The sequence below is a fragment of the Pseudomonadota bacterium genome (assembly GCA_018823135.1).
Lineage (GTDB): Bacteria > Desulfobacterota > Desulfobulbia > Desulfobulbales > CALZHT01 > JAHJJF01.
In genome coordinates, this window is sequence record JAHJJF010000086.1 from 50,222 (window position 1) to 75,723 (window position 25,502).

The following is a 25,502-nucleotide window of genomic DNA, read 5'->3' on the forward strand; positions in this document are numbered from 1 at the left end:
CTCAAGTGTTCAAGTTTATTTTTCATGTCGCTTTTTTTTATTTTCCGGGACAATGCTCGTTTTTGTCCGGTGTTAAACTGTATCGTTGCAATTCTGCTGCAGGAGGATCTTGCCGTAAGGCTCACACTTGAGCAGGAGACAGAGCTTTTCCAGCAAGGTCTCAAGCTCCACCGGCTTTATGAGGTATTCCACTGCACCCTGAAGCATGCTTTCCTTACCATCACTGGCTGAGGCATGTCCGGTCAGCATGACTACAATGGTTTCAGGACTGACACACCGTATAGTCCGCAATACATGGACGCCATTGGTATCCGGCAGCAGCATATCCAGCACCACCGCATCAAAGTGGCCTGTGGAAATTTTCTTGATTGCATCGGCGCCATTGTATGCTGATTCGCAGTTGACACCGCGCATCAGCAGCCTTTTGGCCAGACAGTCAACAAAATCCCTTTCATCGTCCACGAGCAGAATTCGTTTATTCCTCATAATTTTTCCTCATGGGTCTGAACTTCGACCTTATTATTCAAACTCAAAGAAACCGTGAAGAGACACCCTCCCTGCTCCCGGTTAACCACTTCAAGATCACCATTCATCTTCTGCATGATATTGCGTGAAATTAATAACCCGAGTCCGGTCCCCTTGCCTTTCTCCTTTGTGGTGTAAAATGGCTGAAAAATTTTATCTGTATCGTGTTCGGGTATCCCTGGACCCGTATCAGCAAACTGCACATGAATCCTGCCATCCACCTGCAAAGTACTTACGGTAATGACTCCTTCGCTGCCGATGGCATCAATAGCGTTATTTAGAATGTTGAGAAACACCTGCTGCAACTGTGTTGCCTCAGTTCTTACCACCGGCAGACCCTCCGCATATTCTCGCTTGATAATAATCCGGTTGCTGCACGCCTCTTTTTCCAGAAGATTTATCGTTTCTTCGACGATCTTGTTAATATCCGTTTCAAACCATTCCCCATCATCTGAACCGGCAAACCCAAGCAGGCGTTTCGTAATGCCCCCTGCACGCCTGACCTGAGTTCGAATTTTTTCAATAGCTCGAAGAGCTTCCTGATGATCGTAAGCTTGACCTTCCGTTTCCTGCTCCAGCAGCTCGTTTATCCACCCAGCCTGTGCACTAATGACTTGCAGCGGATTATTTATCTCATGAGCGACACTGGCGGCCAGACGACCGATCAGGGCCATCTTTTCAACCTCTCTGACCTTATCCGTCAGGTTCATCCTCTGTTCTTCCGCGCGTTCAATTTTATTTACCAGGGGGTTTATCACTAACCTGGCGACAATAAGGATCAGGAGCGCGGTTCCCACGATAACGGTGAGCCCGATTTTTCTGGCCTGATAAAAATCTTTGAGTGAAGAAGGGATATCAGTTTTCAGGACCAGCAGCCAGTTACCCCTGTTTAATGGCGCCACAGCATAAAGATAATTATTATAGGAGGTTACCTTAACACCTCTACTGGCGATTTCGTGCAGCATGCGGACGTGACCCGGATCAAAAATCGTCTGCCCGAGACGGCTCGTTGTCTGCATCTCGCCTTGACGGCTAATTATAAAGGCGTCACCATTTGGTCCGACATTGGCACTGGCAACCAGGGCATTAAACATTTCAGAATTGATCGTTGCCCTTAACAGCCATGATCTGTCTTGTGATGCGACTGCAACAACAAGATGGGGTACACCGCGGTAACCGGTGAATACATCACTCACATATCTGCCTTGTTTCATGACCTCGACAAACCAAGGGGAATCCGCATAATTTTTTCCCACCAGCCTTTCCGTAAAAGGCCCAACATAGGCTAGATGGCGCCCAGCCCCGTCAATAACACCAAGATCAGTCATCACATTGTTTCGGTTAACCGCAAAAAAAACCTTCTCCAGCCTGTCTACCCGGCTGAGCTCTTCCTGCATAAAGAGTTGCAAAAGTCCGCCAAGCAGATCTTCCTGATTGGCAAGGAAGAGATCGATCAGCTCTTTTCTGCTTTCTGAAAAACTTGAGAGTTCGTTTTCTGTCTTGGTCAACCAGGAATCTTGAAAAAGTTTTGAGGAGTTCCAGTTGATAAAAATCAGCGGTAGAATGGCAAGCAGGATAATCACCAGGCTAAAAATCCTTTTCTGGCCGGAATAGTAATCCGCCCGCGGTTTCTGCTTCATTACTTCCCCGGGGATGGTGGCGAAATACATTTTCACGGCAGGCAGGGCTCCCTGCGTGCCGCCCTGCCGATTACCATCACCTGATGCCACCGACTAACTCTTTTCATCTTGCTATTTTCCGTGCCGTCTCAAATTCACCTGCCTCGGCAAAGGCAACCGCGGCCATCGTATTGTTTTTATTCATTTCTCTGTGCGCTGATCTGATTCTGTCCACCAGCATCTCGATATCAACAGGCTTTTTCAGGTAATCAAAAGCCCCCAGGCGTCGCGCCTCGCCCTCTTCAAGATCATTGCCGTGGCCGGTAAGAATTATGACCTGAATCCTCGGGTAGTGCTCTTTCACCCTGCGCAGAACTTCCATTCCGTCCAACCCCGGCATCTTTAGGTCAAGAACGATGATGTCAGGAAGATTCTGCCCCACATATCGCAAGGCATCCTTGCCGTTCAAGGCCGTTTTACTTTTAAGGTCTCTCAAGTCCAGTAGCTCAGAAATGGAAACGATAAAATCTTCCTCGTCATCAACCAGTAATATTTTAATGTCCTCCATAAAGCCTCTCCTCTATAATGTTTTTGCAACTTATGGTTAAATCATACGATCGATGGTTATTCATGGTCTGTTGTTTCATCTTCATCCAAGAAATCCAGGGCGCTTTCAAATTCCCCGGCTTGAGCAAAGGTTGCAGCAGCCATTGTCTGTCTGATTTTTTCACCTAGCGACATTCCTCGCCGCCTTTTGACCGATTTTTTTCTCCGACTACAGGCTTCCAGAATTTTTTTTTTAATGTGTCGGTGTCGAACGGGACGGTGAGTTCGTCAGAAGCACCGGCCTGCATACCATCCATGGATGCATTAACCCGGTCGCTGGTGTTCAGCAGAATGACCTCCACATATTTTGATTTCTGCCGCAACCGGTGCAGAAATCTCACTGCCTTTTCCGGGGTGCACCGGATATCAAGGAGGACGACATCAATATTGTCCAACAAGAGATAATTGGGATCTTCCCAGCTATCTTGGGCCTCTTCATGCCATATTGCATAAATTTTCCAGGCTTCAATGGTTCTGCAGAGCATCTGTGCAAATTCCGCATCCAAGGTTTTGATATACACCGTGCTCATGAAGTGGACTCCGATCCGCCTTTCCGAGGGAATACCCTGCGGAGCTCTTTCATTCCCCTGGTTCCCATGCTAAGGCCCCATAGGACATGCGAATGCCCTCCAGGCCTAATGTCTTAATAAAATCCATGATGTATTGATTTTCATGATGTTCATCTTCCATCAGCCGAACGGCTTCGGCATGCAGTCCTTCCTCTGCAAAGGCAACTGCCATAAACACTTTGAAGAAGTGCGGAATTTTTCGACTTATACCCCGAACCACAGGAATCATGGCCCTTGCGGTATCCCATTCCCCTGCTTCAGCAAAGGTGATGGCATTCATCCAACTCTGATGGGTCTGATCCGTATTCATCTTCTTGTTCATGGCGTAACCTCCCTTGCAAAATAATTGATCGTCATACAACGTTTTGCGCTTGACTTAATAAAAAGCAATGTTCGTGCCATGATCGAAAATAGCTGCAAATTCAAACAGTTACCCGAAACAACACCCCGTCACCCGACTCAAAATAAACGAGACAGAGAACAAATCGACACACAACGATACAGTTTAATGATATCTCGCAGCACCGAAAACAAGGCTCTAATTCCACGCAAACCACCAATAACAAAGAAACTTATTGACATTCAAGGTGCAAAAAAGTACAAAACAACTCAAGACATATCGATACACAATCTGTCTAATAAAACAAAAACAGCCGGATAGTCGGCATCCACCAACCATGGTTCTGCACATGAAAAAACAGAATCCCCCCCTTGATGAGCATATCAGCCTTCTTGAGGTCATCAATTCCTTGCCGCACGGAGTGGCTGTGCTTGGCCAAGATGGCACTATAGCCAAGATGAATCACTATCTGGAGGCATGCACAGGCTATGCGACAGAAAAGGTCTGTGGCACATCGGTTGACCAGGTAATTCGCACCAACCTTGCCATTCACAGCAAATTTTTTCTGCAGACAGCTTCCCGCGAAGAACAGATCATAATGGAAGGGGATACTATCAATGCGAACCGGAAAAGAGTGCCGGTGCGCCTGACCCTTTCACCGCTCTTCGGTGAAACCCATGAGGTGAAGTGCTTTCTGCTACTGCTTGAAGATTTGTCATCCCAGCGTGCCATTCAACAAAATATCCATGATGACGGAAAAAAAATGGGAATCATCGGCCACAGTCCGAAAATGCAGGAAATTTTTGAACTGCTGCCAATCCTCACACACACCGACACCACATTATTGATAACCGGCGAGACCGGCACCGGAAAAGACTTCCTTGCAGAGACTATCCATCAGCTCTCCAGTCGATCAAAAGCACCCTTCATCAAGGTCAATTGCGGCGCCCTCCCGGAGGCCCTGCTTGAATCGGAACTGTTCGGTTACGTTCGCGGCGCTTTTACCGGGGCGCACGCCGACAAGCCAGGCATGTTCAGGCTTTCTCAGGGAGGCACCATTTTCCTGACAGAGATTGGCGATCTGCCGGTAGCCCTCCAGACCAAGCTCCTCACGGTGCTTGACGATAAGGAATTTTATCCATTGGGCAGCTCAAAAAAAGTAAAGGTCGATGTTCGCCTGATTACCGCCACTCACCACGACCTCCGTCGACTGGTTCAGCAGGGTAAATTCCGGGAAGATCTTTACTATCGTCTCAACGTTCTGCGCACCCACCTGCCGCCGCTCCGCGAGCGAGGCGACGATATCAAGCTGCTGCTGGAACATTTTCTCCATAAATTTTCACAAACCCTGGAGAAGAATATCAGGGGGTTCAATCAGGACGCAGAAACATGTCTTCTGGATTACCACTTTCCCGGCAATGTCAGAGAGTTGAGTAACATTGCGGAATACGCCGCAAATATATGCCAGGGTGAACTGATCAAGTTTTCACACCTGCCCGCATATCTGCATACAGCCATAGCGGATATTCCCGAACCGGCGGACAGCACGAAAACTACCGGCCAGGGCAATGAACGCGCTGCAACAATCTCTAACTGGTCTCATTTTGAAAAGAAAAAGATTTTCGACAGCCTGGTAAACACCGATGGCAACCGTACCCAGACTGCCAAACAATTAGGATGGGGCCGAAGCAAGCTCTGGCGGAAGATGAAGCTCTACGGTCTTGAATGAGGACAGCTCAGTGAAAATCCTGCTCACCCTTCTTGAGGATTACATCGCTCCACGTTTTGATCTCACAACCAAGGTGATCATCACGGAAGCACAACAAGGGGTCCCCCCCACATCGAGGACCATCCTGCTGCCGGGTCCGTCAAGCGACGAACTCTGCAGCCTCATCCTTAAAGAAAACATTACCCTGGTTGTGTGCGGCGGCATTGAAGAAAGACATTACCAATACCTCTGCTGGAAGAAGATAGAAATTATCGACCGGGTCATCGGATCAGCTGATTGTGTCCTCCATTCATTAATCAACGGGGATCTTCAGCCAGGAAAAGTTGTCCGGGAAATTCAACCCTCGACCCCATCCAAGGAAAAATCATGAAATCACCTTGGCTCCGCCTCATTCGCTTCACCCAGAACCAGTTCGTCTTCTGCATCAATGATTCGAACCTTTCTGCCCAGCAGCGCTATCTGTACCTCAGAAGAGGCCTGCTTTTGATCCTGTGCATGGTCGCGATGATTCCATTGATCATCACCGCCGGACTCAGCTACAATCAATACCGGCAGGTGGTAAAAGAGGAAGTGGAAAGCAATGCCCGCTGGAGCACGGTGAGCACCAAACAGAATATTGAGACTTTTTTGGGCAAACTGCGGTCATCAATATCCATCATCGCAGATGCATATTCATTCATGGATCTGACGCAGCAGAATACTCTTGACCTGGTTTTTGAAAAACTCAAACACGAAAATCCAGGGGTGGTTGATTTAAGTGTAATCGGACCAGACGGTGTTCAGCAGACCTACTCCGGCCCTTTCAACCTGACGGGCAAAAATTACGCCGAAAGCCTCTGGTATAGCAAAACACTGGCCCAGCAAAGTTACATCAGCGAAGTCTTCCTGGGCTTTCGCAATCTGCCGCATTTTGTTGTTGCAGTGAGCAGAAAGATCTCAACCGACAACAGCCACTGGATTTTGCGGGCGAGCATTGACACGGAAACAATTGACCGTTTTCTGCTGTCAATCCATTCCGATATAGTAGAGGACGTTTTTCTTGTGAACAGCGCAGGCCTGCTGCAAAGCTCCTCGAGTTTTTACGGAAAGGTCGGCGCACAAAGTCCTTTAACTAAAATTCCACGCAAAAACAGGTTGAATCTTGTCGAGGAATACCGCAATTCCAAACCGATAATCCGAACCTACAGCCCCATAAAGGACACCCCCTGGACTCTTGTCCTGGAACATACCCAATATGCAGAGAAAAAACCCTGGCGCCAATTCAAACGCAAACTGCTGATCATTCTCTGTGTCTGTTCATTGTTAATCGTCATCGCTGCTTACCGCATAGCAGGATTTGTTGCCGCATCGATCCGTAGTGCGGATGAAGCGCGAGAAGCCCTACTTGCCCAGACCGAACATAATGACAAACTTGCTTCCATTGGCAGGCTGGCTGCAGGTGTTGCCCACGAAATAAACAACCCTCTGGCCATTATCCATGCCAAGGCCCAGCTATTAAAGGATCTACTGGCATTAACAAAGGATTTTGAATATCGAGAAAAATTCTTAGCACAACTAGACTCACAGCAGAAGGCCGTTGCCAGAAGCCGAGACATAACCCACCGGCTCCTGGGCTTTGCCCGCAGAATGGAAAGCAAGCTTGAACCGGTGTGGATCAACATGGTAATCGAGGAAGTTTTAAGCTTTCTTGAAAGGGAGGCTCAGTACAAGAGCGTCCGGATCGATCTTGATCTGCAACAGGATCTGCCGGCCATCACCAGTGACCAGGGGCAGCTCCAGCAGATTCTCTTCAACATCATCAACAATGCCATTGATTCTGTGGACAAGAACAGCAGCATTGAGATCAGAACAAAGAAAGTGGAGCCGGCTGCCATCCGGATTGAAATATCAGACCACGGCCCCGGCATGTCTCCCGAGATCCAGAAAAAAATATTTGAACCATTTTTCACGACAAAGAATGAAAAAGATAAACAGGGGACCGGGCTCGGGCTGTTTATCACATATGGCCTGGTGAAAAAGCTCCATGGAGACATCCAGGTCCAAAGCGTTGTGGGAATCGGCACAACCTTCATTCTAAGTTTTCCAGAACAGAGGCAAGATTAGTGAAAAAAACAATTTCTAAAAACAAAGTATTGATTATCGATGATGAAATCGAGTTTGCCGAGACCTGTGCCGAATGCCTTGCCTTACGCGACTTTGAGGTCATGGCCTTTGGTGATGCCAACGAAGCCATGAACTTCATACGATCGGACTGGAAACCGGATGTCGTGCTTTTGGATCTTAAAATGCCGGAGATTGATGGTCTTGAGGTCCTGGATATGATAAAAAATTACGATCCACGCATTGAGGTTATCCTGATCACTGCCCACGGTTCAACCGAACACGGGATTTCCGGAATGCAGAGGGGTTTATTCGACTTTCTCATGAAACCAGTGGAACTTGATGAGTTGGTAGAAAAAATCCATCAAGCCATTAACTTGAGACTGAGTGTTCAAGATTAGAACGCCAGGGATTAAGCTCACAATCTATATGTAGATTTCAACTGATACCAACACCGTGCACCACGCCGAACAATCAAAAAAATGTTATCACAAACAGCACTTCTTATGCTTCTTGCCGCTGCCGCACGGGCATGGCTCATTGCGGCCGACTTTTTCCGAATGAACCGGCGCAGGTTTGACAAACTCGCCGTCCAGGTATATCCACTGCCCGTCCTGCCTGATGAAATTACTCCGTTCATGCTGCCGGTATTCAGCACCTTTGAGACTGTATCTGGCGACAAACTCCACAATACCGTCCTGATCATCCTCACCGCCTGCTTCGGTGTCGACAATCTCCAACCCCTTCCAGATAATGTCCCCCTGGTCGGCAAAATCAGCGGCATCGGCCTGATGATCAGGATGGCATGTCCGGTTGAGATAATCATAATCCTTGAGAACATACGCGGAATAGCGGGAGCGCATGAGCTTTTCTGCTGTGGGGGCGGCAGCTCCCTTATGAAACGGACCGCAACATTTATTGAATTTTTTATCCGGACTGCAGGGACATTGTGTCATGATTTTCTCCTGTTCATGTATTCTTCCTTAATCGCTTCAAGGGCTTCCCAACGGAAATAAGACCGAGCAAGGTCTTGTTCAAGCTCCTGAAGGCGGTTTTTTGCCTTGCTGATTGCATCTCCATCCCGCTGAAAAAAGCCGCCATCGGCCATTTTCCCCAAAAGATCACTTTGCTCGGCCTCCATTTCCTCGATCCTTTTGTGAAGGCCTTCAAGCTCTCTTTCTTCCTTAAAGGTGAGTTTTCTCGCACTGGAAGGAGCGAGCTTTGCTTTCTCCTTTTTTTTCAATTCAGAGGAAAGACCATTCTTCCGTTTTACCGGACGCTGCATGAGCCAGTCATCATAGCCGCCGGCATACTCCTGGACTTTGCCGTTTCCTTCAAAAACAAAGGTGCTGGTCACAACGTTGTTTAAAAAAGCCCGGTCATGGCTGACAAGAATAACCGTTCCCTTGAAGTCCAGCAATATTTCCTCCAACAGCTCAAGGGATTCAACATCAAGATCGTTGGTGGGTTCGTCAAGAACCAGGACGTTTGCCGGTCTGCAGAACAGCTTTGCCAGCATGAGCCGGTTACGCTCGCCTCCGGAAAGAATGGAAACCGGCGACCGGGCCCGATCCGGGGTAAACAGAAAATCCTTCAGATAGCTGATTATATGCCGCTCAAAACCGTTTATGGTTACCGTCTCTTTGCCTTCACCGACATTTTCCGCAACTGTTTTATCCTCATCAAGCTTGGATCGCAACTGATCAGAATAGGCAAGTTGAATCTTGGAACCAAGATGGACGGAACCGGTCTCAGGCACGAGCTCGCCGAAAAGAATTTTAATCAGCGTCGTCTTGCCGCAGCCATTGGGTCCGAGGATGCCCACTTTGTCGCCCCGTAAAACCGTGGTGCTGAAATCCTTCACCAGCCACGATTGGCCAAAACGGAAGGAAATGTTTTCAGCCTTGGCCACGAGCTTTCCGGAAATATCCGCTTCATGGAGCTTCATAGTGGCCTTGCCGATTTTTTCCCTCCGGGCGCTCCGCTCATTGCGCAGATCAATCAGCGCCCGCACCCTGCCTTCGTTTCTGGTGCGCCGGGCCTTGATCCCCTGCCGTATCCAGGTCTCCTCCTGGGAAAGCTTCTTATCGAATTTTTTCTGGTGCAAAGCCTCAACTTCGAGCAGCTCATCCTTTTTCCTGAGATATTCCCCCATACTTCCGGGCCAGCTGGTTATTTTGCCCCGGTCAAGATCAAGAATCCGATCAGCCAGTTTTCCGGCAAGCATCCGGTCATGGGTGATAAAAATAATCGTCCCGGCGGATGATTTAAGAAATTCCTCAAGCCAGGCAATGGAATCGATATCAAGATGATTTGTCGGTTCGTCAAGGAGCAGCAACTCCGGTTCATTCACCAGTGCCCGGGCAAGCATCACCCGTCTTCGTAAGCCACCGGAAAGTTCGTTAAACAGCAGGTCCGCATTCAGTTCAAGATGCGATAGCACTGTCTCGATGCGCTGTCGGGCATGCCAGCCCCCTGCCGCCTCAAGCCCATGTTCCACCTCCATGAGCTCGTCAAGCAGGCCGGGATCCTCTTTTTCAGCAAGCCTCAGGCTGATGGCATGATGCCGGCGCAGCAGTTCAAAAGATTCACCAAGGCCACCGGCAACAACATCATAAATTGTCCCGGCAATTTCATGGGGAACATCCTGCGACAGCATCGCGGTCTTGAGCCCCGACCGTTTGATCATCCTGCCGCTGTCCGGTTGCAGATCGCCGGCAATGAGTTTGAGCAGGGTGGATTTCCCTTCGCCGTTTCGACCCACCAGGCAGATTTTCTGCCCTTCCTCTATATTGAGATCAATACGATTAAGAACCGGCAAGGCGCCGAAACTGATAGTGATCTCCTGTAATGCAAGCAAATTCATAAACAACCCTTCGAAATATTTACAAAAGCTTAAACCTGAAAAATATGCAGGCTATATAGCCCTTTTAGAAGAATTACACAATCCATACTTGAGAAAACGCGGCACAGCAGGATTTTCCCTGCAAGGAAAATACATAATTGCATCCGGAATGATTGGGGGTGGCGGCAGGAAGAAATAATCAGCAGAATGCCGGAAAACGGAGAGACTACTTTACGCTGTCTTTTTCAAAAATAAAACTGTTGGCAATCCCGGATACTATGGCGCCCTGTTCTATCTGGATTTTGGCGAAATAGTCAGTGCTGAATATAAAGGTCCCGTCCCGGTATCCGGCCTGGCCGATGCCGCCGTTATATTCGGGAGGAAGAAGAGCGGTGAGATTCCTGCCCTTTCTGTCTATCTTGAAATCTTTAAGAATTATACTGAAAACAATGTCCTTTTTTGAAATCGGCTGAAGTCGGCCGTTTCTGTCAACTTCAGGGCGGTTACCGGTCACCAGGGATTCATACAGGTTGTCCACGACATTTTTTACCAGCTGCTTTCTATCATCTTCCCTGATCCGCATAAAACTCACGGTATCGTTGATTAACCCTGTCGCATGTATCTTGTTTTCTTTATATTCCAGCTTGATCGATACTTCCATCTTGGTGATGAGAGGATACTGCCGCCGTAATTTATCAGGTGGATCCAGCAGGTATTTTCCCTGCCAGTTGATCTCTTTTTCAAGAAGGATGAGATCGAGCTTGGAAGCTGCCAGACGGGCATCCGGGAAAATCGATGCCGTATCGATTTCAGCACTGGCATGGGTAAAATTGAAAAGAAAGATAAGCAGAAACAAACTACTGCACGTGGTTTTATTTTTCATGTCGCTTTATTTCTCTTGTTGTTTTTTACCTGATAGTTTGCCAAGTCATCACAAAAACCCTGAGACTTCTAACATATCCTATACGGCGCATCATCGGTGTCAAGGATTTTAAAAAAGCGATAATAAAAAAAGGAGCTGAGGGTTTAGCTCATCTCCTTTTTTGTACTACTGAAGTTGTAAACAACTTCAGTAGTCAGGGCAATCTTGACATTGAGCAGGCCATTGAAAAAGATCTTTAGGAGGTTCGACCAAGAGGTAATTGATGCATTAATCAATTATGCCTGGCCCGGCAATGTCCGGGAGCTTGAAAATGCCGTTGAACGGGCTGTAATCCTTTATCCTTTCGAAAGCATCAACCTTGAGTGTCTGCCGCAAAAATTGAGAAAAGCGAAAGATGAAGAACCCAGGATTGCTTCCCGAATAAAAAATCAGATTTATAGGCATCGTAGAGAAAAGCGAGCATCAACACCATTATTTTTTAAGGGATAATTTCAGCCGCAATCCATAAAACCAGACAAGGGTTGCAAGGGCGGTGAGGAAACTGCCAGGTTTTGAGGTCAAAAGGGGCCCGATCAATTTATCATAAACCGCAAGACGCGGGACGGATCCTTCACCCTGTGGCATATGGTTTCGATAATTGCTGCGGCAATCCAGGGCATATGCCAGTTGCCAGGCGTTATTTGCCACATAGCCTCCGGTTTTATACCAGAGAATGAAGGCAGACTTGAATCCTCTGGCCAGAACCGTTTTGTGGATCAATTCCAAAAAGGGTTTCAATTGGAGTTTTTCTGTCTTCTGCTGGCTATGGTAGGCATGCTCAGCTCTCTCAAAAAACTCGTGAAAACCGCTGGAAAAGAAATTCCGCATCAAGGCATTGAGGATCTGCCGCTCTTGCAAGCCTTCAACCTCAAACCGCCTTGCAGAGGTACCTATTGTTCCCGGAAGGGTAATTAACTTGCCTGAGACGAAAAGTTTAGAGCCGATATCCGCATCTTCCATATAATGCCGGGATTCATCAAATCGCCCGAGAGATTCGAAATAGGTTTTGGCAAGCATCAATCCCTGATCACCGTTGAAACACTCCTGCCGATTAAGGGATGTTTTGCTCTCGTAAAAATAATATGCCTTCTCATTTCCCGAGCCTTTTCTCTTGAACCGCATACGGAAATGCCCGGCAACCTCCGATGGAAAACGGGCAGCCCTTTGCTCGCTCAGATGTTTCAAGGCATTGTGCAGCAGAAGATCATCGCTGATTGCACTGTCGGCATGCAGGAAAAGTAAATTCCTGGCGCAGGCTGCTTTCGCGCCGACATTCATCTGATGGCCACGCCCGGCCCTTGTTTTAAAAAGAGTCGTCGGCACAGTTTTTTGATCCAGAAACTCAGAACAATGATCCAGGGTCAAATCGGCGCTGCCGCCATCCACGACGATTATTTCAAAGATAATTTTCTTTTGCACGGCAAGATCCTGCAAAAGACGAGGAATTGACTGTTCCTCATTCAGGGTGGGGATAATCACGGATAAATCGAAATCATGATCAGTCATGATAATAGAAACGGCACATGGTGTTTTTGTATTGGATCTGGTTAAGGACCATGAAAGGAATCATCAGAAGTCCCGCTTCGAGACAGAGACATCCCCCTTCATTACTTTTCCTATACTGTGTAACTTTGTGCCTCTGTCACTCTGTAACTTTGCCCCTTTGCCCCTCAGCCACTCTGTAATGACATTCGAGCCGCGCACTGTCGACTGAACGCATTGACTACCACTCACTGGTAAGGGTCCGCTCCACCTCTTTCCAGTTTTCCTGAATCTTCATCACCGCCTCCAGGGCAAGATCAAGATGCACGCCCATATGCTGCTCATAAACCATATCAGAAATCTTCTTGTCCTTTACTCCCCGCTTTTGAAGCGGCATATCGGAAACCAGCATGATTGAACCGATGGGAACTTCATAATGATAAGCCACGGAAAAAAGCGTTGCCAGTTCCATATCAATGGCAATAATCCTGAGCTGTCGCAGGTATTGAACAAAATCCTCATCAAATTCCCACAAACGCCGGTCAGTGGTGTAAACAATCCCGCAACGCGGTTCCAGGGTTTCCGTTTTCCTGACTGCGCCGATACAGTACAGGTTTATTGACGAAGCAGGAATTGCCGGAAACTCCAGAGGCAGATAATGTCTGCTGGTTCCGTCACCGCGGATTGCGGCGGAAGGCACAACAAAATCCCCTATTTCAAGGCTGTCCTCTATGCCGCCGCACATACCCAGCATGATGACTGATTTAAGATTATCAAGATAGGCCAGGCAGTTAATGATCAGGGCGGCCTGTGGCGAGCCGATCCCGAAATCGATCATCGTACAGTTTATATCCGGGGCATTGACAATCCTGAAATTACCCTCGTGATATTCTCCGCCTGTTCTTTCTTTAAACTCATTGAGATACTGTCTGAAATTGGTGATCAGAATATGATCACAGAATTCATCAAGACTGCAATTCGTATATCTTTCCAATGTGTGTCTTACATACTCATGCTCTTTCAGTGACATTCGCCGTTTCTCCGATAATAACGTGTATAATCAATACAATTTCTCTGAAAATGAACAAACCAACCCTATGATATTATATAAAAAGCATAATATCCTGCTTAAAACTCAGATACGCTAAAAAAAGGATCGTCGACAGAATACCAGCACCAGGCGCAATACAGGATCAGAACAGCTCAAGAAGACTCATTGGTGAATAGATTGGTTGACTTCAGGCGTTGGCGCCCCAGATATCAGCATCATCAGAATCAATTTCATCCATGAACAATGCCCAATCTAAAGGGGATGAAATAATTCTGAAACCAACTTCCTGATAAAGACCGTCGTCTTTTGACCAGCAAGGCTCCAGCACGAGCTTATAACTTTCACCTTTGCCGGTTATGACAGTAGTGCATTTTTTTGCATGAGGATCAAACCGTTTGGGGAGATCTGATATCCGCAGACCCGATCGTGAAACATTAGCCACCATGCCTTCATAAAAGAAATTTCCGTCGGAAACGGTGGATGACATTGCCACTTGAATCCTGTTTTCCCTGTAGTCCATTTCTTCCCCCTTTATTCGTTATATTTCAATAAAAAATCCATGCCTGCCTCACTATGCAAGATTAAATTATTACCAAACAATGATAAGTTAGACAATGCGAGGCCCGGCGGCAATAACTTTCGCCGGTGACTTGTCTTTATACTGTTCGAAATTCTCTATAAAAAGCCGGGCAAGCTTGCTCGCCTGGGCATCATAAGCCTCCTTGTCGGCCCAGGTCCCGCGAGGATCAAGAATTTCATCAGGAACCCCGGGAACCTGCCGTGGCACTTGAAACCCGAAAATCGGATCCTCATACATTTCAATGTTTGCGATAGTGCCATCCAGAACGGCATTGAGCAGGGCGCGGGTGAACCGGATCTTCATCCTGGAGCCGACCCCGTATGGCCCGCCGGACCAACCGGTATTCACCAGCCAGCAGATGGAATTATTCTTTTTGATCTTTTTTTCCAGAAGCTGAGCATAGACCGAAGGATGGCGCATCATGAACGGCGCTCCGAAACAGGCGCTGAAGGTTGCCGTGGGTTCGGTGACGCCTTTTTCGGTGCCCGCCACTTTCGCAGTGTAGCCGCTGATAAAATGATACATTGCCTGTTCGGTTGAAAGCTTTGCCAGGGGCGGCAATACGCCAAAGGCATCGGCGGTAAGCATGATAATTGTTCGCGGGTGGACTCCCATGCCGGACTCTACATAGCTCGGCAGGTGTGAAAGCGGATAGGAAGCGCGGGTGTTTTCCGTAAGGCTGTCATCGTCCAGATCCACCTTTCTGTTCCCCGGATCAACACTGACATTTTCTAAGATTGTTCCGAAACGCCGGGTGCAATCATATATTTCAGGCTCAGCCTCCTTGGACAGCTTGATCACCTTGGCATAGCAGCCACCCTCAAAGTTAAAGATGCCGTCATCGGACCAGCCGTGCTCGTCATCGCCGATCAGATCACGGTTGGGGTCCGCGGAAAGGGTTGTCTTGCCGGTCCCGGAAAGACCGAAGAAAATCGCCACATCATCAGGGTCTTTTCTGCTGACATTTGCCGAGCAGTGCATGGAAAGTATTTCTTTTGTCGGCAGCAGAAAATTAAGCGCTGAAAAAATTGATTTCTTGATCTCCCCCGCGTAGGCAGTGCCGCCGATGATGATCAGTTTGCGGCTGACATTAAGCACCACGAAAGTGCCGCTTCGGGTCTTGTCTTCTTCACTGTCGGCATGAAAATTCGGACATTGAAGCACGGTGAATTCCGGGCGGAAATTCTTAACGGTCTGCGGGTCATGGGGCTGAATAAACATATTTCTGGCAAACAGGCTATGCCAGGCATATTCGGTAATCACCCGCACCGGATGTCTGAAATTAGGATCAGCCCCGGCAAAGCAGTCCTGTACAAAAACCGTTTTTCCCCGCAGATATGCCAGCATCCGGTTAAAAAGCGATTCAAACCGTTCTTCAGGATAACGGACATTGACCTTGCTCCACCAGATCTCATCGCGGGTCTCGGGTTCCTCGACTATGTACTTATCCTTTGCAGCGCGGCCCGTATGCTGCCCCATGGATACAACCAGCGGCCCCAGATGGGCGATCTGAGCCTCAAAACGCCGAACCGAGACCTCATACAGGGCCGGCGTCGAAAGGTTCCAATACACCTCGCCAAGACTGTGCAACCCCAGATACTCAAGGCCATATTTCGGTACAAGTTCATCCAGTTCCATTGTCCTGCTCCTGGTGAAATTTTTTAATAATAGGCAGATTTAAATCAGTGTCGGTCCAATTCCTTCACCGGTTAAAAATTCGTCCTGCCACAGCGTATGAAAAATCACGCCGGGTTCCCGATGCTTTAATTCACCGGGTTTATGATTTCTTTCCTGTTCCGACAACGTTTTTTGCTCCGGCGATCTTCCTGGCACCTGCAGGAAAGGCATCGATCATTTGAGCACCATTGACAGGAAAAGCAATCAGGGCAGGCATGCTTTTTCAGGTACGGTCCGGATTCAGGCTCATACAGCATTCCCCTGTTATTTTCTAATCTGCGAAAAGCCATGATGCGCCTCCATAAAAGATGAGGGTTTAGATGAAAGTCCCTGGTATCGGATAATGATATGAAATGTTGCGCTCTCATTCTTGCTCTTGAAACCGGAACAGCCCTTCCCAAAAAAAATTCTCCGATGATAAAATTAATCCTACGCCGATTTTAAATAAAAATACAAAACAAATAAGGCCTGGGACACCATCTGTCCCAGGCAGTCGATTATTGTCCCAACATACGTTTGACAGAATTACAATCAATCTAACTCTGGGAGAAATTAAAATGATTGCAAATGTAACGGTGTTTCTCGATGACAATGAACTCGAATTCATGGACGGCACCCTGCGATGCGGCTATGTAGTCGCCGAGGATGAAAACGGCGAGGAGACCTATCATCATGATCTGCTGGACAATTCAGGATACCTGTCGGTGAATGATATCGTCCATGACGTATCAGGGATTCTCAATGTGGATCGGGAAATGGTGCTGATTGCGGCATAACCGCCACAGGCAGGCGCACCTGTTGGCCGGACCTACTTTTTCCAGAACTGCCAGGGCTTTTTACCGGCCTTGTCAAGCAGGCTGATCATGCTTTGCCGTTTATGGGCCCTGGCAAGATCAATGGGTCTGTGACCAAGATCGTTGGCAATATTCAGGGTGGCCCCGTGATCAATAAGCACTTGGGCGGTTTCCAGATTACCCATAAGGGCTGCGGTATGCAGTGCGGTCCATCCTGATTCGGTAACCGCATCCGGGTCGGCGCCTTGCGCAATGAGTATCTGGACGATTTCATCCGGACCCTGCTGAACAGCAAGATGCAGCGGCCTGACACCGCCGCCGAAATCCACATCCACGGCGATCTCGTTGTGGAGCATCTTCATGACCTCGGCTGCATCGCCTGCATCCATTGCCTGCCGGAATTTGAAAAGTACTGTGGGTTCTTTTTCAGAATTTTCCATATTATTCAAAGGGGCACCTTCAGTTTTTAAAATTATCTCAAAAAAATTACATTATCATCCATTCAATTTCCATGGTCAATCCAATAAAAAACTTAAAAATGTTTTTTCGCATCATTCCAGTATGCTATGATAATTCTGCCTGATAAAATGCTTCCACACGTCTTTTGTTGTACTATTCAGTTTCCATGCCCCAGATGAATCACAGATAATTTTCAGAGGTGACCAATGACTGGAAAAAAACAGGCCGGCAACAAAACAGAGAACGGCCCTGATGATTACTGGGACATAAAGACCGACCTGAAAAATAAAAAGACGAAGCTTTTTAATCAGGTAATTTTCCGTGACTGGTGCAAAGCCTGCGGCATCTGTATCGCTTTCTGCCCCAAAGAGGTTTTCGTTCGCGACAATGAAGGAAAACCTGTGGCCCAAAAACCTGCTGATTGTATAGGATGTCTTTTCTGCGAACTCCATTGTCCTGATTTCGCCATTACCATCCATGAACGCTATCCGGACCGCAGGAGGAAAAACAATGGCGAAAAATAAATCCCCTGAAAAAGTCCTTCTTCAGGGAAATGAGGCGATTGTCGAAGGCGCCCTTGCCGCCGGCTGTCGGTTCTTTGCCGGATACCCCATAACCCCGGCCTCGGAAATCAGTGAACTGATGTCCGTCCGCCTTCCTCAACTGGATGGCACCTTCATCCAGATGGAGGATGAAATTGCCAGTATGGGCGCGATAATCGGCGCTTCCCTTGCCGGTGTAAAAAGCATGACCGCAACCAGCGGCCCGGGATTCTCCCTGATGCAGGAAAACTTAGGCTTTGCCTGCATCACCGAAACCCCGTGCGTCATTGTAAATGTCATGCGCGGCGGCCCCAGCACCGGACTGGCAACCAATCCCTCCCAGGGCGATGTCATGCAGGCCCGCTGGGGAACCCACGGCGACCACCCGATTATCGTGCTTGCGGTCTCCTCGGTGAGAGATTGTTTTGATCTAACCGTCATCGCCTTTAATCTTTCTGAAAAATACCGGGTACCGGTGATTATTCTTTCCGACGAAATCGTTGCCCACACCCGGGAGATCCTCAATATTCCAGCAGCAAACACCATCGCGGTGGTGGACCGCATTCATCCAAACACTCCTCCTGAGTGGTTCATCCCCTATGAAGATAACAGTCGAGGCGTGCCGCCCATGGCCTCCATGGGAGACGGTTACCGGCATCATATCACCGGACTGATCCATGATCCGAAAGGGTTTCCCACTCAGAACCCCAAGGAAATTGAAGCCTTTTTAAAACGGCTGTTTCGGAAAATCACCACTGGCTTTTATGAAATCCAGATCACCAAATCAATTTTAATGGAAGATGCGGAGATCGCGGTTATCGCCTATGGTTCGGTTACCAGATCGGCGCACCGGGCGGTGGTTAAGGCCCGTGAACATAATATCAAGGCCGGACTTATCCAACTGGTCACCCTGTTTCCGTTTCCGAAAAATGCGGTTGACATCATCCTCCGCCAATGCCGGGCCGCCCTGGTGCCTGAGATGAATGTCGGCCAGATCAGCCGGGAAGTGAAAAGGGTAAACTCCCATGGTTGTCATATTGTGAAGTTAAACCGCATTGACGGCCAGACCATTACCCCGGATGAAATTTATGCCAAACTCAAAGATATGTAAAAGGTGCCTGAGATGCTGAATAACAGTGAGAAATTTTCCCATGATTATTTAAGGCATGACAAGAAATTCCCCCATGTCTGGTGTCCGGGCTGCGGCAACGGTATAGTTCTCGGCTCTTTAATCCGCGCCATCGACAGCCTGGAAATGGCCAAGGATGATATCGTTCTGGCTTCGGGAATCGGCTGTTCCGGGAGATTGCCGGTGTATGTCGATTTCAACACCCTGCACACGACCCACGGCCGGGCCCTTACCTTTGCAACCGGTATTAAGCTTGCCAACCCTTCCCTCAACGTCATTGCGGTAATGGGTGACGGCGACGCCACCGCAATCGGCGGCAATCATTTCATTCATGCGGCAAGGCGAAACCTTGATCTTACCGCCATCATAATCAATAACCAGATCTACGGGATGACCGGCGGACAATATTCCCCGACAACACCTTACGGCAGCAAGGCCTCGACTGCTCTTTACGGCAATATCGAGCATGCCTTTTCCATTGCAGAACTTGCAGTTACTGCCGGCGCTTCTTTTGTTGCAAGAGGCACGGTATTTCACGTAAAGCTTCTTGATAAACTCATTGCCCAGGCAATCCGGAAAAAAGGCTTCAGCGTTATCGAGGTAATGTCCAACTGCCATGTCCAGTATGGCCGCAGGAACAATATGGGAGATCCGGTCACCATGATGAAGTGGCTACGGGACAGTGCAAAAAACATCAAGCCGGATGGCAGCATGGATTCTGAAAGCGAGGGCGGGTCTTTCACCATCGGCGTCCTTGCCGACCTGGAAAAACCTGATTATATCGAAGAATATGCCAGGATTCGTCAAAAGGCCAAGGAACTGAAACAGTGACCGAAAACAAAAAAACAAAAGAAGATCGCTATGAAATCCGCCTGAGCGGCTCAGGCGGCCAGGGAATTATTCTTGCTGCAGTGATTCTGGCCGAGGCCTTTGGAGTACATGACAACAAATACGTCTGCCAGACCCAGAGTTACGGCCCTGAAGCCAGAGGCGGCAAAAGCAAGGCCGAGGTCGTGGTCAGCGACCACCCCATTGACTACCCCAAGGCGATAAAACTCGATTTCCTCCTGGCCATGAACCAGGAATCATGTGATGCCTACTTCTTTGATTTCAAGCCCAACGGCATATTGCTGGTCGATTCCACCTTTGTAACCCAGATCCCCACCAGCCGTTCGGTTGCCATTCCTTTCACCCGGATCGCCAGAGACAAATTCAAAAAGGAAATTGTCGCCAATATGATTGCCCTGGGCGCAATAGGACAATTGTGCTCACTGATATCCCTGCCGAAACTTGAAAAAGCCGTTCTTGCAAGGGCGCCCGGCGACACCAAGGAATTAAATCGCAAGGCGCTTAAAGAGGGAATAAGGGCGGCAAAGAAAATTGATCTTGCTTCCCTGCCCCGATCGATAAATCCTGAGGAAGAGGAAGAAATATAAGCGGCCATAGAAGTCAACGACTATCGCCTGAAGTCGATAGCGTAAGGCACAAAGGCAGAAGGCACAAAGTGTAAAAATACAAGCACCAACCAGGTCGACTGTCACTTCGTGCCGTTACTTCTTCATATTGTATTTATTTATTCCCTTTTTACTCTGTTCCTTCTGCCTTTGTGCCTCTGTGCCTGTAACTCCTAATATATACATGCTCAAAACTGACAGTCTTAAGACGGTAGTTTTAACCTTGACTTGAGACTAATAAAAAATCCGTTTTACCGATATGGATATAATTACATGGGGTTAACAAAAGATCTCAGCTTCCAGGACTTTGAGGCTGATTTCAAGGTTTTTCACGAGCTGATGCCCAACAGGATCAGAAAGGTCCTGCTGGTTCTGAGCCTCTTTGATGCCTTCATCCTCGAAGAAGGAGGAAGCCTCACTTCCAAGATCGTCAGCGAATACCGCGGGCTCAACCTCAGCCATCCTCCCCGTCTGGTCCGGGTCCCATCCGGAAAAGAAGCCTTAAAAATACTCAAAACAACTGATTTTGACCTGGTCATCACCCTGCCCCAGGTGGATGACATGGATTATTTTACTCTGGGCAGAGAGATCAAAAAAATCAATCCGCATCTGCCGGTTATTCTTTTAACCCACAGCCTCAAGGGCATTTGCTCTGATCCTCGGGAACTTGCTGTAAACGGCATTGATAAAATGTTTCTCTGGTCTGTTGATCCAGATTTCCTCATGTCCCTTGTAAAAAATGTCGAGGACCACCTCAACGCGGCAGCCGACACCCGTACCGCCATGGTCCGGGTAATCATTCTGGTTGAGGATTCCCCCTATTACCGTTCCAGATTCCTGCCTTTCCTGTATAGGGAAATCGTCCAGCAGACCCAGGCGGTTCTTGACGAAAGCCTGAACCAGGAACACCGGTTATTGAAAATGCGGGCCAGGCCCAAAATCCTGGTTGCGGAAAACTATGAGGACGCAATCTCGCTCTATAACCGTTACCAGCCCTTTGTATTTGCAGTGCTTTCGGACGTGCGGTTCCCTAAAAAAAGCAAACTGACCGATAATACCGGCGTCTCCCTGCTCAGAAAAATCCGCCGTCAAACCCCTGACCTGCCGCTTCTGTTGCTCAGTTCCGAGCCTGGCAATAAACAACATGCCGCCCGGATCCCGGCAACCTTTATTGACAAGAACTCCCAGTCATTAAACGATGAGATTGAGGCTTTTTTTCTTGCGCATCTGGGATTTGGTGATTTCATCTTCCGCAACCCGGACGGAGTGGTTATCGGCAATGCGGCAAACCTCCATGCATTTGAAAATACCATCCGCATCCTGCCGGCTGAATCACTGAAATATCATGCCATGGGAAATCATTTTTCCCATTGGGTCATGGCCCGTTCCGAGATCGGCCTTGCGGCATTGCTCGATAAAAACCGGCTTTCCGCAATAGTTGACCTGGAGGAGCTGCGCCATGACATCGTCTCAAAAATTCACCTCCTGAGAAAATGCCGGCAACTTGGAGTTGTCGCGCCCTTTGATTCCAAGGATTTTGATCCGGCAATCATGGATTTCGTGACAATCGGCAAAGGTTCCCTGGGTGGCAAAGCCTTGGGCCTGGCATTCATGGCAGCCCAGTTTCGGAACAACCTGGAGCTGTTTGATAAATTTCCCGGTATCGCGATTAAGATCCCGCAAACCTGCGTGATCACCACTGACGGATTTGACGCCTTTGTCACTCACAACAGCTTGAATCTGCAAAAACTGCCGGATAAAGACCAGGACATCGCCGATCTCTTTCTGCAGGCCCAAATGCCTGAATGGCTGGAAAAAGAGCTCAGTGACTATCTGGCTCATATAAACACCCCATTATCTATCCGTTCCTCCAGCCTGCTTGAAGATGCGCAATACAAGCCATACGCCGGCCTCTTTGAAACATTCATGATCCCCAATAACCATGAGTATTTCAAGGTACGGCTGACGCACCTCCTGGCATCAGTCAAACTGGTGTTTGCATCTTCCTGCTTTGCAGGTCCACGGGCCTTTTCAAAGGCAGTTCAGACCACCGGCCGCGAAAGCATGGCAGTAATCATCCAGCACCTGGTGGGCAGTCATCACGGAGAATATTATTACCCGGCCATTTCCGGGGTTGCGCAGTCCCATAATTATTATCCGTTCGGAAATGTACAGCCAGAAGAAGGCACGGCAATGATTGCCCTGGGTTTTGGCAAGACCGTGGTTGAAGGCGAAAAATCCTTACGCTTTACCCCAAAGTATCAGAAAATACTGCCACAATTTTCCACGGTTGAAGATATGCTCAACTACAGCCAGCGCTATTTCTACGCACTGCGCATAAAAGATTACCCCGAATCCCTCAAATTTTCCAAGAACTCCAACCTGGAAAAAAGAGAGCTTGCTGATGCAGAACAGGAATTTCCCGTGCAACGGTTGTGCAGCACTTATTTTCCGGAAGAAAACCGCATCAGAGACAGTTTCAATCCGGGCCCCAAGGTTCTCACTTTTGCCAATGTGTTAAAACATGGCATATTCCCATTGCCTGAAATTCTTATCGAACTCCTTGCCATAGGCAGAAAAGGCATGGGCTGCCCGGTTGAAATCGAGTTTTCAGCCGATCTTTCAGAAAAGGATCATTCGGGGGATTTCTTTTTTTTACAAATCCGTCCCATGGTGGCCGGCAATGAACGTTTGAAGGTGGAAATAACCGAAGAGGAGATACAAAAGGCTTTCTGTTACTCTCAAGAAAGCATGGGATTTGCCCATGACCGGAAAATCTCCGAAATCGTCTATGTAAAGCCCGATAGCTTTGATCCGGCACAAACCAGACGGATAGCTGATGAAATCAAAAAGATCAATGCCTTGTTGTCAAAAGATAATCAACCGTATCTGCTCATCGGACCCGGAAGATGGGGATCGGCCGACCCCTGGCTGGGCATCCCTGTCCAATGGCAGGACATTTCAGGGGTCGGTGCAATGATTGAATTGAGAAATGAGCAACTCAAGGCCGACCCTTCCCAGGGATCACATTTTTTCCACAACATCACATCACTGGGCATCCCCTATATCACCGTGACTGAGGGCAAAGACATTCTCGACTGGCAATGGCTCAGCTCCATACCCGTAATTGAAGAAACCAGATACCTGCGGCATGTTTGTTTGAAAAAGCCATTCACTCTGAAAGTGGATGGAGCAGGAACCAGGCAATGCGTTATGATCACAGACCGGGAATAATAATAAATGCAGGCACAAAGGCACATATAAGCGGGGACATCGAGGTCCTGAACCGCAGCCTCATGAAATCCTCTAACATTACAGTGAGTTAAAAATCATTTCAGGATCACTCTTTCATTTCCTGTTTTATGCTTTCTGCCTTCTGCCTCTGTGCCTTGACACTTTTTAAGGCAAAGCAACTGACTCTGACCTGGACCTGAAGACCGGGTTTCTAATTCTCAATTAAACAAACAAAGAGGTTTTCAATGTCTGAATTCATGGAGCGAATAATCGAGAAAAATCCAGGGGAAAAAGAATTCCATCAGGCGGTGAGCGAGGTACTGGAATCGGTGAAACCGGTGTTGGATCGAAACCCTGAATACCGCAAAGCCGGGGTTCTTCAAAGAATAACCGAACCGGAGCGGGTTATCATCTTCAGAGTGCCCTGGATGGACGACCAGGAGCAGGTCCAGGTCAACCGCGGCTTCCGGGTGGAAATGAACAGCGCCATCGGCCCCTATAAAGGCGGATTGCGATTTCACCCTTCGGTCAATCTTGGCATCATGAAATTTCTGGCCTTTGAACAGGTCTATAAAAATGCCCTGACTACCCTGGCCATGGGCGGCGGCAAGGGCGGCTCAGATTTCGATCCCAAAAGAAAATCAGACAATGAAGTCATGCGGTTCTGCCAGAGTTTCATGGCAGAGCTTTTCCGCCATATCGGCCCGAACACCGATGTTCCGGCCGGTGATATCGGCGTCGGCGCCCGGGAAATCGGCTTTCTCTTCGGCATGTATCGAAAACTGAAAAATGAATTCACCGGAGTCCTCACCGGCAAAAGTCTCAACTGGGGCGGCAGTCTTATCCGCCCGGAGGCCACGGGATACGGAAACGTTTATTTCGCTGCAGAAATGCTTGCCACCAGAAATGAAACCCTTGAGAATAAGGTTTGCCTGGTTTCCGGAAGTGGCAATGTTGCGCAATTCACCACTGAAAAACTTCTCGAACTCAATGCAAAAGTGGTCACCCTTTCGGATTCATCCGGCTATATCTATGACCAGGAGGGAATTGATGCGGATAAACTCAAGTTTGTCAAAGAACTCAAGACAATCAGAAGGGGCAGAATCCAGGAATATACCGAACAATACCCGACGGCAGTGTATACCAAGACGGATGCATCACTGGGGCACAACCCCTTATGGAATCATCAGGCCCATTGCGCCTTTCCAAGCGCCACGGAAAACGAGATAAACGGCAAAGACGCCCAGAATATGATTAATAATGGCGTGAACCTGGTAAGTGAAGGCGCCAATATGCCGTCAACACCTGAGGCAATCGACATATTCCTTCACAATAAAATCCTCTACGCTCCGGGAAAAGCGGCCAATGCCGGCGGGGTTGCGGTATCAGGTCTTGAAATGGCCCAAAACAGCATGCGCCTCAACTGGCCAAGGGAAGAAGTGGACAGCCGCCTCAAATTCATCATGAAGAGCATTCACAAGACCTGTCTTGACGCGGCTTCAGAATACGGCAAACCGGGCAATTATGTGGCTGGGGCCAACATAGCCGGTTTTGTCAAAGTGGTGAATGCCATGCTGGACCAGGGACTGGTGTGACGAAATCGTCATCAAACCATCTGTTCTTTCGATTTAATACATCTCTCTCTTGCCTGTTAAGCAGAAAAGGCTTACCAAGTAAGTATGAGTGTCAAACAACTTAAGATTACAGGAGGAGTAAGACATGACAGGAACCAGCGATAAACATTGTGCAAACTGCGGTCAGACAATCCCTGAAGGTTTCACAGCCCAACTGTGTCCAAGCTGTGGTCTTACATATTGGAAGTGCGGAAATTGCGGTTTTCTTTTA

General features: G+C 48.3%; 25 protein-coding genes. 12 read left to right on the forward strand and 13 right to left on the reverse strand.

Annotated features, from left to right (window positions below; genetic code table 11):
• Positions 1-72: 72 nt before the first annotated feature.
• The 5 genes from KKE17_09130 to KKE17_09150 form a co-directional block, all read right to left on the reverse strand.
• On the reverse strand, positions 73-486 hold the full coding sequence (locus KKE17_09130; GenBank protein MBU1710151.1) for a response regulator: 414 nt from the start codon (positions 484-486) through the stop codon (positions 73-75).
• Complete coding sequence (locus tag KKE17_09135) at positions 483-2,255, reverse strand: GHKL domain-containing protein (GenBank protein ID MBU1710152.1); 1,773 nt, start codon at positions 2,253-2,255, stop codon at positions 483-485. Before KKE17_09135 ends, KKE17_09130 begins: the two co-directional genes overlap by 4 nt.
• 13 nt (positions 2,256-2,268) lie before the next feature.
• On the reverse strand, positions 2,269-2,712 hold the full coding sequence (locus tag KKE17_09140; protein ID MBU1710153.1) for a response regulator: 444 nt from the start codon (positions 2,710-2,712) through the stop codon (positions 2,269-2,271).
• A 163-nt stretch (positions 2,713-2,875) separates the two neighbouring features.
• Positions 2,876-3,280: a hypothetical protein gene (locus KKE17_09145; GenBank protein ID MBU1710154.1), complete on the reverse strand. Its 405-nt coding sequence runs from the start codon at positions 3,278-3,280 to the stop codon at positions 2,876-2,878.
• Between the two features lie 49 nt (positions 3,281-3,329).
• Entirely contained in the window at positions 3,330-3,641 is a 312-nt protein-coding gene (locus KKE17_09150) for a hypothetical protein (GenBank protein ID MBU1710155.1), read from the reverse strand.
• 367 nt (positions 3,642-4,008) lie between these two features.
• Here KKE17_09150 and KKE17_09155 point away from each other — a divergent pair, with 367 nt between their 5' ends.
• From KKE17_09155 to KKE17_09170, 4 genes are read left to right on the forward strand one after another with little or no spacing between them, the layout of a single operon-like run.
• The gene (locus tag KKE17_09155; protein MBU1710156.1) at positions 4,009-5,388 is read left to right on the forward strand and encodes a sigma 54-interacting transcriptional regulator; all 1,380 of its coding nucleotides are present in this window, start codon (positions 4,009-4,011) and stop codon (positions 5,386-5,388) included.
• 10 nt (positions 5,389-5,398) lie between these two features.
• The gene (locus tag KKE17_09160; GenBank protein MBU1710157.1) at positions 5,399-5,758 is read left to right on the forward strand and encodes a hypothetical protein; all 360 of its coding nucleotides are present in this window, start codon (positions 5,399-5,401) and stop codon (positions 5,756-5,758) included.
• Complete coding sequence (locus tag KKE17_09165) at positions 5,755-7,491, forward strand: two-component sensor histidine kinase (protein MBU1710158.1); 1,737 nt, start codon at positions 5,755-5,757, stop codon at positions 7,489-7,491. The genes KKE17_09160 and KKE17_09165 overlap by 4 nt, the downstream gene beginning before the upstream one ends.
• Entirely contained in the window at positions 7,491-7,889 is a 399-nt protein-coding gene (locus KKE17_09170; protein MBU1710159.1) for a response regulator, read from the forward strand. The genes KKE17_09165 and KKE17_09170 overlap by 1 nt, the downstream gene beginning before the upstream one ends.
• 87 nt (positions 7,890-7,976) lie before the next feature.
• On the opposite strand, the gene KKE17_09175 is transcribed toward KKE17_09170, so the two are convergent.
• From KKE17_09175 to KKE17_09185, 3 genes are all read right to left on the reverse strand, one after another.
• Positions 7,977-8,444: an SEC-C domain-containing protein gene (locus KKE17_09175; protein MBU1710160.1), complete on the reverse strand. Its 468-nt coding sequence runs from the start codon at positions 8,442-8,444 to the stop codon at positions 7,977-7,979.
• A complete protein-coding gene (locus tag KKE17_09180) occupies positions 8,441-10,354 on the reverse strand; it encodes an ATP-binding cassette domain-containing protein (protein MBU1710161.1) in 1,914 nt (637 codons plus the stop codon). The genes KKE17_09175 and KKE17_09180 overlap by 4 nt, the downstream gene beginning before the upstream one ends.
• A gap of 205 nt (positions 10,355-10,559) precedes the next feature.
• Positions 10,560-11,216: a hypothetical protein gene (locus KKE17_09185; protein MBU1710162.1), complete on the reverse strand. Its 657-nt coding sequence runs from the start codon at positions 11,214-11,216 to the stop codon at positions 10,560-10,562.
• Positions 11,217-11,438: 222 nt separating this feature from the next.
• Here KKE17_09185 and KKE17_09190 point away from each other — a divergent pair, with 222 nt between their 5' ends.
• Positions 11,439-11,705 (forward strand): hypothetical protein, encoded by a 267-nt coding sequence (locus KKE17_09190; GenBank protein ID MBU1710163.1) that lies wholly within the window; start codon positions 11,439-11,441, stop codon positions 11,703-11,705.
• Here KKE17_09190 and KKE17_09195 read toward each other — a convergent pair.
• From KKE17_09195 to pckA, 4 genes are all read right to left on the reverse strand, one after another.
• Positions 11,688-12,761, reverse strand: a complete 1,074-nt coding sequence (locus tag KKE17_09195; protein MBU1710164.1) for a glycosyltransferase — start codon at positions 12,759-12,761, stop codon at positions 11,688-11,690. The genes KKE17_09190 and KKE17_09195 overlap by 18 nt on opposite strands.
• A 217-nt stretch (positions 12,762-12,978) precedes the next feature.
• Positions 12,979-13,767, reverse strand: a complete 789-nt coding sequence (locus tag KKE17_09200; protein ID MBU1710165.1) for an AMP nucleosidase — start codon at positions 13,765-13,767, stop codon at positions 12,979-12,981.
• A 208-nt stretch (positions 13,768-13,975) separates the two neighbouring features.
• Entirely contained in the window at positions 13,976-14,308 is a 333-nt protein-coding gene (locus KKE17_09205; GenBank protein MBU1710166.1) for a PilZ domain-containing protein, read from the reverse strand.
• Between the two features lie 87 nt (positions 14,309-14,395).
• Positions 14,396-16,006 carry a phosphoenolpyruvate carboxykinase (ATP) gene (gene pckA / locus KKE17_09210; GenBank protein ID MBU1710167.1) on the reverse strand — a complete coding sequence of 537 codons (1,611 nt, stop codon included), beginning with the start codon at positions 16,004-16,006 and terminating at the stop codon, positions 14,396-14,398.
• 596 nt (positions 16,007-16,602) lie between these two features.
• Here pckA and KKE17_09215 point away from each other — a divergent pair.
• Positions 16,603-16,821: a hypothetical protein gene (locus KKE17_09215; protein ID MBU1710168.1), complete on the forward strand. Its 219-nt coding sequence runs from the start codon at positions 16,603-16,605 to the stop codon at positions 16,819-16,821.
• A gap of 32 nt (positions 16,822-16,853) precedes the next feature.
• Here the strand turns inward: KKE17_09215 and KKE17_09220 are convergent, their stop codons facing one another.
• On the reverse strand, positions 16,854-17,279 hold the full coding sequence (locus tag KKE17_09220) for an ankyrin repeat domain-containing protein (protein ID MBU1710169.1): 426 nt from the start codon (positions 17,277-17,279) through the stop codon (positions 16,854-16,856).
• 225 nt (positions 17,280-17,504) lie between these two features.
• Here KKE17_09220 and KKE17_09225 point away from each other — a divergent pair, with 225 nt between their 5' ends.
• From KKE17_09225 to gdhA, 6 genes are all read left to right on the forward strand, one after another.
• Entirely contained in the window at positions 17,505-17,822 is a 318-nt protein-coding gene (locus KKE17_09225) for a 2-ketoglutarate oxidoreductase subunit delta (GenBank protein ID MBU1710170.1), read from the forward strand.
• Positions 17,809-18,951 carry a 2-oxoacid:acceptor oxidoreductase subunit alpha gene (locus KKE17_09230; GenBank protein ID MBU1710171.1) on the forward strand — a complete coding sequence of 381 codons (1,143 nt, stop codon included), beginning with the start codon at positions 17,809-17,811 and terminating at the stop codon, positions 18,949-18,951. The genes KKE17_09225 and KKE17_09230 overlap by 14 nt, the downstream gene beginning before the upstream one ends.
• A 12-nt stretch (positions 18,952-18,963) precedes the next feature.
• Positions 18,964-19,800 carry a 2-oxoacid:ferredoxin oxidoreductase subunit beta gene (locus KKE17_09235; protein MBU1710172.1) on the forward strand — a complete coding sequence of 279 codons (837 nt, stop codon included), beginning with the start codon at positions 18,964-18,966 and terminating at the stop codon, positions 19,798-19,800.
• A gap of 35 nt (positions 19,801-19,835) precedes the next feature.
• Entirely contained in the window at positions 19,836-20,405 is a 570-nt protein-coding gene (locus tag KKE17_09240) for a 2-oxoacid:acceptor oxidoreductase family protein (protein ID MBU1710173.1), read from the forward strand.
• Positions 20,406-20,696: 291 nt separating this feature from the next.
• Positions 20,697-23,657: a phosphoenolpyruvate synthase/pyruvate phosphate dikinase gene (locus tag KKE17_09245; GenBank protein ID MBU1710174.1), complete on the forward strand. Its 2,961-nt coding sequence runs from the start codon at positions 20,697-20,699 to the stop codon at positions 23,655-23,657.
• Positions 23,658-23,902: 245 nt separating this feature from the next.
• Complete coding sequence (gdhA, locus tag KKE17_09250; protein ID MBU1710175.1) at positions 23,903-25,252, forward strand: NADP-specific glutamate dehydrogenase; 1,350 nt, start codon at positions 23,903-23,905, stop codon at positions 25,250-25,252.
• The last annotated feature ends 250 nt before the right edge of the window (positions 25,253-25,502 follow it).

Excerpts from the sequence above, each read along its gene's own strand:
- KKE17_09165 (MBU1710158.1), top strand. The coding sequence starts at position 5,755 with ATGAAATCACCTTGGCTCCGCCTCATTCGCTTCACCCAGAACCAGTTC.
- KKE17_09200 (MBU1710165.1), bottom strand. The coding sequence starts at position 13,767 with ATGTCACTGAAAGAGCATGAGTATGTAAGACACACATTGGAAAGATAT.
- KKE17_09175 (MBU1710160.1), bottom strand. The coding sequence starts at position 8,444 with ATGACACAATGTCCCTGCAGTCCGGATAAAAAATTCAATAAATGTTGC.
- KKE17_09180 (MBU1710161.1), bottom strand. The coding sequence starts at position 10,354 with ATGAATTTGCTTGCATTACAGGAGATCACTATCAGTTTCGGCGCCTTG.
- pckA (MBU1710167.1), bottom strand. The coding sequence starts at position 16,006 with ATGGAACTGGATGAACTTGTACCGAAATATGGCCTTGAGTATCTGGGG.
- KKE17_09235 (MBU1710172.1), top strand. The coding sequence starts at position 18,964 with ATGCTGAATAACAGTGAGAAATTTTCCCATGATTATTTAAGGCATGAC.
- KKE17_09205 (MBU1710166.1), bottom strand. The coding sequence starts at position 14,308 with ATGGACTACAGGGAAAACAGGATTCAAGTGGCAATGTCATCCACCGTT.
- KKE17_09185 (MBU1710162.1), bottom strand. The coding sequence starts at position 11,216 with ATGAAAAATAAAACCACGTGCAGTAGTTTGTTTCTGCTTATCTTTCTT.
- KKE17_09230 (MBU1710171.1), top strand. The coding sequence starts at position 17,809 with ATGGCGAAAAATAAATCCCCTGAAAAAGTCCTTCTTCAGGGAAATGAG.
- KKE17_09215 (MBU1710168.1), top strand. The coding sequence starts at position 16,603 with ATGATTGCAAATGTAACGGTGTTTCTCGATGACAATGAACTCGAATTC.
- KKE17_09140 (MBU1710153.1), bottom strand. The coding sequence starts at position 2,712 with ATGGAGGACATTAAAATATTACTGGTTGATGACGAGGAAGATTTTATC.
- KKE17_09195 (MBU1710164.1), bottom strand. The coding sequence starts at position 12,761 with ATGACTGATCATGATTTCGATTTATCCGTGATTATCCCCACCCTGAAT.
- gdhA (MBU1710175.1), top strand. The coding sequence starts at position 23,903 with ATGTCTGAATTCATGGAGCGAATAATCGAGAAAAATCCAGGGGAAAAA.
- KKE17_09150 (MBU1710155.1), bottom strand. The coding sequence starts at position 3,641 with ATGAACAAGAAGATGAATACGGATCAGACCCATCAGAGTTGGATGAAT.
- KKE17_09155 (MBU1710156.1), top strand. The coding sequence starts at position 4,009 with ATGAAAAAACAGAATCCCCCCCTTGATGAGCATATCAGCCTTCTTGAG.
- KKE17_09130 (MBU1710151.1), bottom strand. The coding sequence starts at position 486 with ATGAGGAATAAACGAATTCTGCTCGTGGACGATGAAAGGGATTTTGTT.
- KKE17_09245 (MBU1710174.1), top strand. The coding sequence starts at position 20,697 with ATGGGGTTAACAAAAGATCTCAGCTTCCAGGACTTTGAGGCTGATTTC.
- KKE17_09225 (MBU1710170.1), top strand. The coding sequence starts at position 17,505 with ATGACTGGAAAAAAACAGGCCGGCAACAAAACAGAGAACGGCCCTGAT.
- KKE17_09145 (MBU1710154.1), bottom strand. The coding sequence starts at position 3,280 with ATGAGCACGGTGTATATCAAAACCTTGGATGCGGAATTTGCACAGATG.
- KKE17_09220 (MBU1710169.1), bottom strand. The coding sequence starts at position 17,279 with ATGGAAAATTCTGAAAAAGAACCCACAGTACTTTTCAAATTCCGGCAG.